Origin of the sequence: Bacillus sp. 179-C3.3 HS (assembly GCF_047229225.1) — a bacterium.
In the GTDB taxonomy this organism is placed as follows: Bacteria; Bacillota; Bacilli; order Bacillales; family Bacillaceae; genus Bacillus.
The window spans coordinates 70689-83370 of sequence record NZ_JBFEFT010000003.1 but is presented as its reverse complement, the minus strand read 5'-3'; the positions used below and the strand labels follow the sequence as shown (position 1 = coordinate 83370).

Below are 12682 nucleotides of genomic sequence, written 5' to 3'. Positions count from 1 at the left end.
TTCTACTACTGTTTTGGTCTGCTTTTAGCAAGAATAAAGATCGGTTCAAGCTTGCCCTCGTCATATAAAAATGACAATGCCGTAATCGGCACCGTGCCGCTCGCGAAGAAGCTCATCGACATTTGTCCTAAAATGTCATAGCCTGCATCATTTCGAACGTCTGCAATAATGAGCACATCTTGATGAGGAACAGAGATCGTCATCTGCCCTTCTATTTTTTGGGCATATTCTTGTAAGATCGATTCATTTAAAATCCTACTTGCATCATATCCGTCATTTGCCCGGAAGAAATAAAAGAGATTGCCTGCGACTTCATCCATTTTCACAACGGCTTCAAGTGACCGGACATTAAAGCTTGCCGTTTCACGGATTCGTTCTTTTGTCCAATTTTCCTTTTGGAGCATCTTCTCATCAATTAATTTGTAGGTGCTTCCAAGATCAAGTGCATAATAGATCCTTGTTTCAGCAGTATGTTCGTCAAAAACAAGGGGGATTTCATCACTTGATGCCTCTGGAAATGACGTTGAACGAATAACCGGATAGATCTGCTTTTCTTTGCCCGTCATGTGCTGGGCTTCGCCATTCATTGCGCTTAGTGCCTCTTTCACATAATAAACCATTTCATCCATTGTTTCATCAGGCTTTACTTCCCACTTCGCTATGATTGGCGGGAGCTCAAGGGTAATTCCTTTACCTGTTTGTTTATCTTCAATGCGAAGCGTATCTTTTTCGCGATCAAATTTGTGTAACCAACTCTGATTGTCAAGACGGCTTTTCAATTCATTGGCAAGCTGTCTTGATGTCATTTTCGCCATTTATAGACTCTCCTTTCGATTATTTTGCAAGAGAATCTGTCAAAAATGCTTCAATTTCTTCTTTTGACTTGCGGTCTTTGCTGACAAAACGGTTGATCTCTTGTCCGTTTTTAAAGACTAAAAAGCTTGGAATACCGAATATGTCCCACTCTGCACAAGTGTCGATGAATTGATCTCTGTCGACGTAATAGTATTCAAATTCTGGGTAGTTCGCTTCAAGCTCTGGTAAGAACGGTTCAATAAATGTGCAATCTGGGCACCAGTCAGCTGAAAATAATAGGACAGATAAATCGTCTTGAATGACTTTTTGTAATTCTTCGTTCGATTCAATTTTTTTCATGTTTGTTTCCTCCAGTTTGTATCGTAAAATCTCCGAATTGAATATAGCCTTTTTTTCTCATCCATTCTGATACTACCAAACTAATGACGGCCGGGCCAACGAAATGCAAGAGTGCAATGGCGAGTAAAACGGGTGGATGAAACCCCATGACAGTGAGCGTCATGATTTGTCCAACAAGACCGCTCGTTCCCATACCTGCTCCTGCCGCATTATTGACCATTCCAAAGCCAATAATACCAATTGGCGCAAGGATGAGACCAGCAATCGTCGGTGGAATTAATATGAGGGGGTTTTTCACAATGTTTGGCAGCTGTAGCTTTGATGTCCCGATACCAACTGCCGCAAGACCGCCGAAGCGATTTTCTCTAAATCCTGCCGCTGCAAAGCCAATCATTTGTGCACAGCATCCAATCGTTGCAGCACCTGCGGCGAGACCGCTTAAATCAAGCATCAAGGCAAGAGCTGCACTTGATATTGGTGAACTCAGGGCAAGACCGACAATGGTTGCGACAATCATGCCCATGATGAGTGGACTTTGGTCGGTTCCCCACATGATGAGTCCGCCTAGCCCTGTCATCATCGCCTGAATTCCTGGGCCGATTAACGTCGCAGTAAGAAACCCAGTGAAAATGGTCACAAACGGTGTGAGGATAATATCAATTCTTGTCTCACCACTCACAAGCTTACCTAATTCCACACCAATTAAAGCAGCCACAAAGCTTCCAGCAGGGCCCCCAAGCTCTGCCCCAGCAGCACCTGATACGACACTCGCAAAAATGATCAAAGGAGATGCATTTAAGCGATATGCAACCGCTACGCCAATGGCTGGCCCCATAAGCCCCATGGCGAGCGTCCCCATTTTGATGATGAGCGCAAGTGATAATAGATCGCCGGCTGTTTTTAATATAAGTCCTACGACCAATGTGGCAAATAGACCTAAGGCCATATAAGAAAGTGCATCAATGAAGTACACCTTTGGCGAAAGGGAAACACCCTTTCTTTTTAAATAAGTCATCAACGTCGTCTTCCCGCTTTCTCATAGGAAAGACGAAGAAGCCTGTCCTTCCCATTATATGTAGTCTTCTTCTGATGAAAATCGTTTCTACCATGAATATCATAATCATATTTTTTTTGCTTTATCAAGCACTTCTTGTGTAACATGAACAGAAACAGGGCAAACCTTTATTAAGTTTGTGCAAAAGGAGGAGTTCGTTATGCAATTAACTGTATATTTAGCTGGAGAAATCCATAGCCAGTGGCGTGATGAAATCAAGGAGAAAAGCCAATCTTTGAAGTTGCCTATCACCTTTGTTGGTCCAATGGAGCATCATGACCGCTCAGACAACATTGGGGAAGATATTTTAGGTGTGCAACCAAATGCCATTTTAAAAGACGATGCGGCTTCTGATTTAAATAATTTCCGAACTGAAATATTAATGAATCAAGCAGACGTTGTCATTGCCCGTTTTGGCGAAAAATATAAGCAGTGGAACACTGCAATGGATGCATCAACTGCCATTGCGAAAGGAAAACCACTCATCTTGATACGCCCAAAGGAGTTGCACCATCCGTTAAAAGAGCTGTCAAACAAAGCAAACATAACCGTTGAAACTGTCAATCAAGCGATCAAAGCGTTATCTTACGTTTTTGAACAGCAATAAAAACAAGGCTGCCTTCATGCAAGAGGCAGCCTTTCTATGACAATTACACTCGTTGATAAATGGCGTTGACCGTACTTTGATCACAGCTTTTCACAAGACGGACAATTAATTCTTTTGCTGCTGCATAATCATCTACATGCAAAATCGAATGACTCGTATGGATGTAACGCGCGCAAACACCAATCACAGCAGATGGGACGCCTTGGTTGGATATATGTACACGTCCAGCGTCAGTGCCCCCTGGTGATACGAAATATTGGTATGGAATGTTGTTCGTTTCGGCCGTATCAAGCACAAACTCTTTCATGCCTCGATGCATGATCATTGTTCGATCAAAAATTCGAAGAAGCGCACCTTTTCCAAGCTGACCAAATTGTGTTTTGTCTCCTGTCACATCATTTGCAGGACTAGCATCTAAAGCAAAGAACAAATCTGGCTGAATCATGTTGGCTGCTACTGCTGCCCCTCTAAGCCCTACTTCTTCTTGCACCGTTGCCCCTGAATACAGCTCGCATGAGAGCGTTTCGTCTTTTAACTCTTTTAACAACTCAATCGCTAGTCCACAGCCATACCTGTTATCCCACGCCTTTGCCATTATTTTTTTCGGGTTGGCCATTGGCGTAAACATGGTTGCAGGGACAATTTGCTGTCCTGGACGAATGCCAAGTGCGATGGCTTCATCTTCACTATCAGCGCCAATGTCAATGAGCATATCTGCCGGCTTGACGGGTCTGTTTTTTTGTTCAGGTGTGAGTAGATGAGTTGGGATACTCGAGATCACACCAGGAATTGGTCCTTGATCGGTATGGACGTCTACACGCTGCGCTAGCATGACCTGACTCCACCATGCGCCAAGGGTTTGGAAACGAATCATTCCGTTTTTCGTAATGGCTGATACCATGAAACCAACTTCATCCATGTGACCCGCTACCATCACTTTAGGTGCCTTCTCCGGTCCTTTCCGTATGCCAAATACGCCTCCAAGACGATCTTGAATGAGGTCATCGGAATACTTATCTAGCTCCTTTTTCATAAACGCACGCACTTGGTGCTCATTACCTGGAGCGCCGTGTAATTCTGTTAACTGTTTGAACAACAACATCGTTTCTTCGTTCATTCTACTGCTTACCTCGTTTCTATGTCATGACCATATTCTTTCCTGTAAAAGCAATCCTCATTTTATACTATAGAAATTCTTTCGGTTTTCCAAGTATCTCGCAATTTTTTTTGAATATGCTTTCAACCATTCGGATTCCTTAACAACAATGGACAAGTTTTGTATAATGGAAAAAACAGCAATTCGGAGGTGCAGCACGTTGAAGTTAAAACATGTTCTGATTGGTGCGAGTATTGGCGTAGCCGCTGCAATCGTTGTAAAGAAAGTCTTCTTCCCTACGTATATCTCATCTGAGAAAGCATTGAAAATTGTCAAATCAGCTTTTAAACAGCGTGGCCCGATTGATGGCTCTTGGATTTATACTGTACCAGAACCATATACCTTAAATGGCGAAACCATTGATGTATATAAATCTGGCATTACACGTTCTGCTTTTGGAGAGCTTGAACAGTACGAAGTCATGATCGATGCTAGAACTGGTATGATTGTGGATGTCATTGATTCTGTTGCTTAATAAAGAAAGCTTCGCAAAGACATGGTCCATTGCGAAGCTTTCTTTTTATACATTTATGTTTTCATCAAGAGTCTCACAATGAGTCTCCTGTTTCTCTTTTAATTGCATGGGTCATATCCCCTTCTTTGTCCCACTTCACGGCGCGGTAGATGGCATCATGGTAAAACAAATACCAAGCATTCTTTTCTTCAGCAAATGCCTGCCATGTTTGTTTAGCGGGTATGGAGGTCATCGGATAATCATCATACGCCAACACCCAAAGTGGATTTTTATGTGCATGGGTTGGCATGATATCAGCTAAATGAATGGCCGTCTCCCCTTGACTGGTCATTGTTAAGATACTATGTCCATGGCTATGACCGCCTGTGTGAAACATGTGGATTCCATCTGTCACTTCGATGTTCTTCTCAAATGTGACCACTTGGTCTGATAGCGGCTCCCAGTTTTCTTTCCAATATGTATTTCGAGAGCGAATGTTCGGATGTCTCATTTCATCCCATTCGATCTTGGATGTGATGATTTTTGCCTGTTTGAAGACAGACACAAGTTGATCACCTTCGCGTTTCGTTAATCCACTCGCATGATCAAAATGCAAATGCGTCATCAAGACATAATCTATATCATCTGGGCTTAAACCTAATAAGGCAAGCGACTCTTCTATTTTCGTCTCTTCTGTCACACCGTAATTCCGTTTTTGTTTATCTGTCAGTTTTCCTGCTCCAACACCTGAGTCCACTAACAGATGAAGCCCATTCCATCGAATGAGAATTGGATCACACCGTAATTCAATTTGATTTCGATCATTCACAGGATATTTTTTCGACCATAATGGCTTTGGCACGACACCAAACATGGCACCGCCATCCATATGCGTATCTCCCCCATTTAACCAGAACAATTCCATTTGACCAATCTTCATTGTCTCCATTGCTGTCATCCCCCCTTCCTCTATGGTAGCAAATTGAGGTCAATTGATCATTAAAAAAAGCTGATCGCAATCATTCATTGCAGTCAGCTTTTCACTCTAGTTATTCAGGGAATCTTACTTCTGATCGATAGATAGGTTGTCCCATCGATGAGAATTTTTCTTCATATTCTGTCATCACATTTCCTTCTAAACCATCCGCGTGTAAATCTAAGCTTACATACGTTAAGAGAAGTCCATATTGTGAAAAACTCTTTAATGAATATTGAAATAGTCCACGATTATCTGTTTTGAAATGCAACTCACCGCCTGGGCGGAGAACTTGCTCATATCGCTCTAAAAAGGTTTTAAAGGTCAGCCTGCGCTTTTCGTGTCTCGATTTAGGCCATGGATCAGAGAAGTTCAGATACACTCGATCAATCTCATTTTCCGCAAACACGTCTGTAAGGGTCTCTGCGTTTATATTTAAAAGCTTCACATTGTCGACATCTGTTTCTTTGATTTTATCTACCGCTGTCACCAGGACACTTTTAAACAATTCAATGCCGATGTAGTTCTTGTCAGGATGAAGTTTGCCCATTCCAGCAATAAAACTTCCTTTCCCTGTCCCAACTTCAATATGGATGGGATGATCATTGCCAAAGACCTCATGCCATTTCCCTTTATATTGTTCAGGGTTTTGTAAGGCAATGTGTGCATGTTCTGCTAAGTAGTCATCCGCCCAAGGTTTATGACGCATTCTCAATTTGATACACCTCTATTTTCTTTACATTTTATCAAGATACCATGAAACATAACGTGCCGCAAGACAGCATTTGATACGATTGCATCAAAAAGACCAGCCTTTTGCTAAGCTGGTCTGTCACATGTATAAAATCAACGCTCGATGCACAGTTTAACCTCATAAACGACACTTCGAAAGGAGCATACGCATGGGATTAAACCGCCAACATCAGCTTCAATTAATCAAAGATATTTTAACTGATCACCAGCTCGATTGCTGTGGTACTGTTGCAGAATATGAACAGGTGGGACGAGTCATTCAATTAATGCTAGCAAAAGAAGATCTCGATGCCGATATTCGCCAGCTTTTAACCGATATTTACGCATATAGCCAAAAAGGAACATCTGTCCAATCTATTGATGCCCATATTCAAGAACATCAATCAGATCTATCTCAGTGGGTCGAACACATCCCACTGTCTTAACGGATCTTTAATCGTTTGAGCAACGCACCTAGCTCAGCTTGCATGTCTTGTTGTGCTTTTTCATTTCCTTTTCTTTTATGCCAGATGACAAAGGATACCGTTTCTGCGAGCACATACCACGCCATGCGTTTTCGCAGGTTGTCAGTAAGCGGTGCACCGTACATTGACAGCCAGCTTTCCCAGTTCTCTTCTTCAACATAATGGTAGAGGAGCGGTCCAAGATCGATTGCTGGGTCCGCAATCATGGCACCATCCCAATCAATCAAATACAGTTGATCTTCATCTGTGAGTAGCCAATTGTTATGATTGAGATCACAATGGCACACAACCTTATCCTCGTAATGGACGTTTTCAACATGCTCCTCTAAGTACTGGATGGCACGCGTCAAGTCATTTGATTCAATCTGCTCGTTTACAATAGACTGCTTGAGATGCTTGAGAATGGTGGCAGGTTCAAGCGCATGCTTTTCTAATCGTTTCAGCATATCAAGCAATTCTTTAGATGTATGGATTTTCCTTAGCTGTTCTGCAACCGGACGGTCATTCATGTCCTTTGGCTTCAGCTCTCGCCCGCTCAGCCAGTGCTGGGCTGTGATGACATCCCCATTTTCCATCCGCTTTGTCCAGACAAGCTTCGGCACAATGCCTTCAGCTGACAAAACTGCAAGAAACGGTGACGTATTGCGTTTTAAAAATAGCTTTTGGTCATTGTGTGTTGCGAAATAAGCATCTCCTGTAGCGCCTCCTGCAGGAGAAATGTGCCATTCACTACCTAATATTTGTCCCAACCAGTTCATATCAATTTTCAACCCATCATTTCTTAAAATATTTTAAATCGTGCTTTTTTAGTCGACAAAATTCAGCCAATTGATCATCAATCGGCTGTTTATTTTTTATTTATATGATCATAAAAACAAAAAGGACAGCTATTGAGAATGAGATGCTAAACAATAGCCGTCCTTTAGATTTTATCGCTACCCTCTTATCCTCGTCAAGCAAAACTAGAAAATCAGGACAAGATCCTTATCACATTGTGGGTTTTTACTAATGCAATTGCCAATTTTGTTTATGCACGTAATTTTAAAGACCGCTCACTTGCTTTCACATAAACAGGGGTTGCCCCAATCACTTCGCCATCTGCGTGGAATAAAATCTTTTCATCTGCTTCTAAATATGCTTCATTATGTTGGAAGAGAGTGACACCCTCCATGTTTAGGTGCTTGCGAAAGACCATCATACAAAAAAACATCAACACTTTCCATGGGCTCAAATCCGTGACAACAAGCGTTTGAAAGCCGGATTGTCTCGCATTCGCTTCTGGCGCTACTTCTAATCCACCCCCATAGTATGGATGGTTGCAGATGATGACAAACCACACGTTACGAAAGACTTTTTTCTCATTTTCAATAAATAATCCAAGGTCAAAAGGTTTAAACGACCACATCGCATGGAGAAACGACAGCGGGTAGATGATGAACCCTAGTTTGAGCCGCTTCAGCCACTTTCTTCCTTTGAATTGGACGGTTTTTCTGAGGACATGGGCGTCAAACCCTACACCGATATGATTGATGAACAAGACCGTTTGAGGGCTTTCTGCATGATCTTGAAATGATCCGAGAGAAAATGTTTTCGTCAGCATTCTTTTTTGCTTTCTCACTTCTTTTAACACATCATGACGACTAACTCCTAGTCCCTTCGCCGCATCATTCCAGTGACCAGTTGGGACAAAACTAAGCTGCACATGCTCTGTTTCTTTTAAACCATTCAGCACTTCATGAATGGTGCCGTCACCGCCTATAACGATAAGACGCTTCAGCCTATCATCTTGCATGGTGCGTATTTGTCTTGCCAACACCTCTGCATGACCTTCATGCTGCGTGAGGAAGGATCGATAGGAAACCTCCATCTTCTGCATCTCTTTCTCTATGCTCCTCCATATACGGAGTCCTCTTCCATGTCCTGCTGTTGGATTGACGATAAAGTACCATTCATTCATTTGTTAGCTCCACTCAGGTCTCGTATTTTCGCAACCTTGATTCATCCAATTAATCGAGCCATTCTTGTCTTCTTTTGCTATCTGATTCACCATAAGCGAGCAATACTTTTGTCGCTTTAAATTGTTGATGCTTTGTTGGCGCTGTGTTTTTCCGTTGCTTTTCAAACCAATCGTCCGCCTTCTTCTTATCAATGACCTCCATCCCATACGGGACTTCAGGTAAGTCAATATATGAGGTGCGGCTGATGAGGATCTTTTTCACAGGAAGTTCTACGCCACTTTGTTGCAATATTTTCGACACCACTGTGCCTGCACGTAGAAGGCTCGCACAAGGGTTCAAGACAGACTGCACAGCTTTGCCAGTCGCGCGCTTCTCCCAGAAACGTTCTTTCGATCCGATGTATACACTGTCTGGCTCTGCCTCTAAGAAGGATAAACAAATCACTTCAAGTGGCGTAATGAGAATCGGACATAACTCCATCTCAGCCTTCTGAATGAGCAGCACCGGCTTGTACATCACAAAATAGGAATCCGGGAGCTGTCTCGCAAGCATACGAAGCTTTTCATCATATCGAATGTGATGGGACATGGTCGAAATGTGAGAAATGGTTGAGCTGGCCCATTTTAATTGAACATCAAACAGATGATCTTTAAAAAAGTGAATCAGCTTCGTTTCATCGGTCGGAACGTTTCGGAACACACCTTGCTCTATATCTGTTGGCTCGTTAAAAAGATTGAGGTCGCGTTCTTCTTTCATATCGGCAGATTTCTGCTTTCTCTTTATGGAGAACTTCTTCTTTTTCTCTTCTTGCATAGGCGCCTGTTCAGTGATTGAATCAAATGATGGTTGTGCCTCTTCTTTCGATGCTTTCTTTAACTCGTCCCATCTTTGTTTTTTCAAACGAATAAATTGATTGATGTAATGATGCGGATCTTGTTCGTATCGAGAGATATAATCTTGAATTTTGATAATTTGCGCCATCTACTGCTCACTCCAACTTCTAAAATCATTTATGTAATGTAAACTGTTTGACTGGATGATAACGTGGTGTTTCCTTCGGACGTATTTCAAATAAGGTGATACTTGAAACCTCTAGCAAATACGGCTCCTCACGTAAAGGCGCTTGTTCTATATACGGTTGTTCCGCATTCCATTTACGGGCAATGGTCATATGCGGATGATACGGTCTCTTTTCGACAGGATGACCTGCTCGTAATACGGCTTCTTTGACCTTTTCCCTTAACTGCATAAGCGGCAGGCTTTCATTTGGTCTTGCAAAGAAGACCCTTGGCCGCTCCTTAACCCCAAACTGACCTAACTCCTCAATCTCAAGTGGAAAGGCAGCTGTCTCGTGTGCCAATTTTTCAAGCCCGCCAATCATTTCATCTAAGCGTTCTTTTGTAATAGCACCTAAAAACACAAGCGTCACATGATAATCTCTCGGGTCTGTCCATTTTTGAAATGACAGTCCCCTCCTCGACTCTATATCTGTGTTCATTTGATACGCAAGTTGTTTAGGGATGTGAATCCCAATAAAGTAATGACGGCTTTCTAACATCTCATCACCTGTCCTTTTTTAACAAACTTTACGAATCCCCATTGGTAATAGTATAACTAAAGTCATGAAGAATGAGAAGAAAGGGTGTCATATGATGAAGATTGCACAAAACATCGCTGAGCTCATTGGCGATACGCCTCTAGTTAAATTACAACATCTTCAGCCAGAAAATGCGGCTGATGTTTATGTAAAGCTTGAATATTTCAATCCTAGTAGAAGTGTAAAAGACCGAGCGGCCTATCATATGATCGTCGAGGCAGAAAAAAAGGGGGTACTGACAAAAGGATCGACCATCATTGAACCAACAAGCGGGAATACGGGGATTGGATTAGCGATGAACGCAGCAGCAAGAGGGTACAAAGCCATTCTTGTCATGCCAGATACCATGACAAAAGAAAGAATCAATATTTTAAAAGCTTACGGTGCAGAAGTTGTCCTAACCCCCGGAGAAGAAAAAATGCCTGGTTGTATTCGAAAGGCGGAGGAATTAGCGAACAAGATTCCAAATAGTTTTATCCCAATGCAATTCGACAACAGTGCTAACCCTGATGCACATCGAAAGACGACCGCATTAGAAATTGTGGAGGCAGTGAATCAGATTGGCAAACCTCTGGCCGCATTTATCGCGACAGCTGGAACTGGCGGAACAATAACTGGTACTGGTGAAGAATTAAAAAAGGCTTTCCCCCAATTGACGATACGTGTTGCCGAACCGAAAGGCTCACCTGTTTTGTCTGGAGGAAAACCTGGTAAACATAAGCTCGTCGGCACAAGCCCTGGCTTTATTCCAAACATTTTAAATGAAGATGTATATGATGATATTGTCCAAGTAAGTGATGAGGATGCCTACCGTATCACACGACAGCTTGCCCGTTTGGAAGGAATTTTGGTCGGTCCATCATCTGGCGCGGCGTGCTATGCAGCCATTGAAACAGCTAAACAAATGCAAAAAGACCACATTGTCATTTGTATGACAGCTGATACAGGCGAACGCTATTTATCAAGTGATGTATTTGAAGATTAAAAAAAGGAACAGGGATGTGCCCCTGTTCCTTTTTTGTCTTTATTTTGCTAGTTCATACATCGCTTGTGCATATAAAGCTGTAGCTCTCAATAAATCGTCAATCTCAATGTATTCATCCTTTTGATGGGCACAGTCTGGTCGACCAGGAAAGAGTGGACCAAATGCCACGCCTGCTTTTAAAGACCTTGCATACGTTCCTCCGCCAATCGCAATAAGAGAAGCTGGATCTCCGGTTTGTTCCTCATACACACGTTGTAAAGTTTTGACGAGTGGGTGGTCTTTTGAGACGTGATGTGGTGGGCTGTCATCAAATTTCTCTATAGTTGCGCCTTCGATGCTTTCAATCCCTTTCTTGACGTCATCTCCGTTCGCAGTCACTGGATAACGGACATTTAAGCCGAGCTTCGCTTCCTCGTGCTGCGTATAACGAATAGTTCCGACATTGAGTGTCAAATCTCCACTGATCTCATCTCGGCAAGCAATTCCTAATGTCTTCCCTCTTGTATCCTGATCAAATAAGTTGTTTATTTTGGATGTAAAAGCGAGTCCTTGCATATCTAATGCTTGTTCAGATAAAAAATTCGCCATATGAATCCCTGCATTAACCCCGTTTGCCGGTTCCATTGCATGGACAGAAACACCTTTTAAAGTCAATTGTAGACCGTCCGCTGTTTCCTTTGCTTCACCTGATAATTGATTTTCGTTCATGTAGGCTGCAAATGCTGTCGTTAACAGGTATTGATCTTGCGCTTTTTCAATCATAACAGTTGCAGAAGCGTCATCTGGCACCATATTGAGACGCATACCAGAAGTGAAATGCTTCAACGTAACAGGCGCATGCCCCTCTGCTTTTTCATATGTAAATGACACAATGGCATCAATAATCCCTTTTTCAGCATGAATAATGGGGAAATCTGCATCTGGGGCAAAGCCAATTTCCGGCATCGCCTCATGTTTGAAATAATGATCTACACAACGCCAATCACTTTCCTCATCAGTGCCGATGATCATGCGGATTTTTTTCGATAATCGAAGGTTCGCATCTTTTAACAACTTCAGCGCATAAAAGGCTGCCATCGTTGGTCCTTTATCATCTATGGCCCCTCTTGCAAAGATTTTATTCTCCCTGATCTCAGCTGAAAATGGCGGCGCTGTCCAGCCATCTCCTGCAGGCACGACGTCTACATGACATAGCACGCCTACAATGTCTTCTCCTTCTCCATATTCAATATGACCAGCATATCCATCGACATTCTTGACTGTAAAGCCTTCTTCTTTCCCTTTATTCAGCATGTACTGAAGTGCTTCATCAACTTTTGCACCAAACGGCTGTCCTTCTTTTCCGCCTTCTTCATCGAGTACACTTTCAATTTGCAAAAAAGATTGAGTATCCTGTATCAGCTCATCTTTTTTGCGTATTACTTCAACTTCCCAATTCATTTTCTATTCCTCCTTGAAAAAAGGTTGCATTCTCCCCTTAAAACGAATATTATATTAATTGTTTTGTATTAATGTTCGTAAAT

At 42.4% G+C, this 12682-nt stretch carries 15 protein-coding genes; 4 read left to right on the top strand and 11 right to left on the bottom strand.

Features of this window, described 5'->3' with window-relative positions:
- Positions 1-5: 5 nt before the first annotated feature.
- Genes AB1K80_RS03530 through AB1K80_RS03520 form a run of 3 tightly spaced genes read right to left on the bottom strand, consistent with a single transcriptional unit; the run spans position 6 to position 2170 of the window.
- The gene (locus tag AB1K80_RS03530; protein WP_412855236.1) at positions 6-815 is read right to left on the bottom strand and encodes a DUF1444 domain-containing protein; all 810 of its coding nucleotides are present in this window, start codon (positions 813-815) and stop codon (positions 6-8) included.
- A gap of 19 nt (positions 816-834) precedes the next feature.
- The gene (locus tag AB1K80_RS03525; RefSeq protein ID WP_412855235.1) at positions 835-1155 is read right to left on the bottom strand and encodes a thioredoxin family protein; all 321 of its coding nucleotides are present in this window, start codon (positions 1153-1155) and stop codon (positions 835-837) included.
- Positions 1142-2170 carry a PTS transporter subunit IIC gene (locus AB1K80_RS03520; RefSeq protein WP_412855234.1) on the bottom strand — a complete coding sequence of 343 codons (1029 nt, stop codon included), beginning with the start codon at positions 2168-2170 and terminating at the stop codon, positions 1142-1144. Before AB1K80_RS03520 ends, AB1K80_RS03525 begins: the two co-directional genes overlap by 14 nt.
- 199 nt (positions 2171-2369) lie before the next feature.
- On the opposite strand from AB1K80_RS03520, the gene AB1K80_RS03515 reads away from it, so the two are divergent.
- Positions 2370-2816 (top strand): YtoQ family protein, encoded by a 447-nt coding sequence (locus tag AB1K80_RS03515; protein ID WP_412855233.1) that lies wholly within the window; start codon positions 2370-2372, stop codon positions 2814-2816.
- Between the two features lie 43 nt (positions 2817-2859).
- On the opposite strand, the gene AB1K80_RS03510 is transcribed toward AB1K80_RS03515, so the two are convergent.
- Positions 2860-3933, bottom strand: a complete 1074-nt coding sequence (locus AB1K80_RS03510; protein ID WP_412855232.1) for a M42 family metallopeptidase — start codon at positions 3931-3933, stop codon at positions 2860-2862.
- A gap of 199 nt (positions 3934-4132) precedes the next feature.
- Between AB1K80_RS03510 and AB1K80_RS03505 the strand changes: the two genes are divergently transcribed.
- Positions 4133-4447, top strand: a complete 315-nt coding sequence (locus AB1K80_RS03505; RefSeq protein ID WP_412855231.1) for a PepSY domain-containing protein — start codon at positions 4133-4135, stop codon at positions 4445-4447.
- 73 nt (positions 4448-4520) lie between these two features.
- Here AB1K80_RS03505 and AB1K80_RS03500 read toward each other — a convergent pair whose 3' ends face one another.
- Positions 4521-5375 carry a YtnP family quorum-quenching lactonase gene (locus AB1K80_RS03500; RefSeq protein ID WP_412855230.1) on the bottom strand — a complete coding sequence of 285 codons (855 nt, stop codon included), beginning with the start codon at positions 5373-5375 and terminating at the stop codon, positions 4521-4523.
- 100 nt (positions 5376-5475) lie between these two features.
- Positions 5476-6117 carry a tRNA (guanosine(46)-N7)-methyltransferase TrmB gene (trmB, locus tag AB1K80_RS03495; protein ID WP_412855229.1) on the bottom strand — a complete coding sequence of 214 codons (642 nt, stop codon included), beginning with the start codon at positions 6115-6117 and terminating at the stop codon, positions 5476-5478.
- A 187-nt stretch (positions 6118-6304) separates the two neighbouring features.
- On the opposite strand from trmB, the gene AB1K80_RS03490 reads away from it, so the two are divergent.
- Positions 6305-6580: a YtzH-like family protein gene (locus tag AB1K80_RS03490; RefSeq protein WP_412855228.1), complete on the top strand. Its 276-nt coding sequence runs from the start codon at positions 6305-6307 to the stop codon at positions 6578-6580.
- Here the strand turns inward: AB1K80_RS03490 and AB1K80_RS03485 are convergent.
- From AB1K80_RS03485 to thpR, 4 genes are all read right to left on the bottom strand, one after another.
- Positions 6577-7377 carry a phosphotransferase family protein gene (locus tag AB1K80_RS03485; protein ID WP_412855227.1) on the bottom strand — a complete coding sequence of 267 codons (801 nt, stop codon included), beginning with the start codon at positions 7375-7377 and terminating at the stop codon, positions 6577-6579. The genes AB1K80_RS03490 and AB1K80_RS03485 overlap by 4 nt on opposite strands.
- Positions 7378-7646: 269 nt before the next feature.
- The gene (locus tag AB1K80_RS03480) at positions 7647-8576 is read right to left on the bottom strand and encodes a YegS/Rv2252/BmrU family lipid kinase (RefSeq protein ID WP_412855226.1); all 930 of its coding nucleotides are present in this window, start codon (positions 8574-8576) and stop codon (positions 7647-7649) included.
- A 49-nt stretch (positions 8577-8625) separates the two neighbouring features.
- Positions 8626-9558 carry a hypothetical protein gene (locus tag AB1K80_RS03475; RefSeq protein WP_412855225.1) on the bottom strand — a complete coding sequence of 311 codons (933 nt, stop codon included), beginning with the start codon at positions 9556-9558 and terminating at the stop codon, positions 8626-8628.
- A 25-nt stretch (positions 9559-9583) separates the two neighbouring features.
- On the bottom strand, positions 9584-10135 hold the full coding sequence (gene thpR, locus AB1K80_RS03470) for an RNA 2',3'-cyclic phosphodiesterase (RefSeq protein ID WP_412855224.1): 552 nt from the start codon (positions 10133-10135) through the stop codon (positions 9584-9586).
- A 91-nt stretch (positions 10136-10226) separates the two neighbouring features.
- On the opposite strand from thpR, the gene cysK reads away from it, so the two are divergent.
- Positions 10227-11159, top strand: coding sequence for a cysteine synthase A (gene cysK, locus AB1K80_RS03465; protein WP_412855223.1), 933 nt, complete (start codon positions 10227-10229; stop codon positions 11157-11159).
- Positions 11160-11198: 39 nt separating this feature from the next.
- Here the strand turns inward: cysK and pepV are convergent, their stop codons facing one another.
- Positions 11199-12599, bottom strand: coding sequence for a dipeptidase PepV (pepV, locus tag AB1K80_RS03460; protein ID WP_412855222.1), 1401 nt, complete (start codon positions 12597-12599; stop codon positions 11199-11201).
- Positions 12600-12682: the final 83 nt, after the last annotated feature.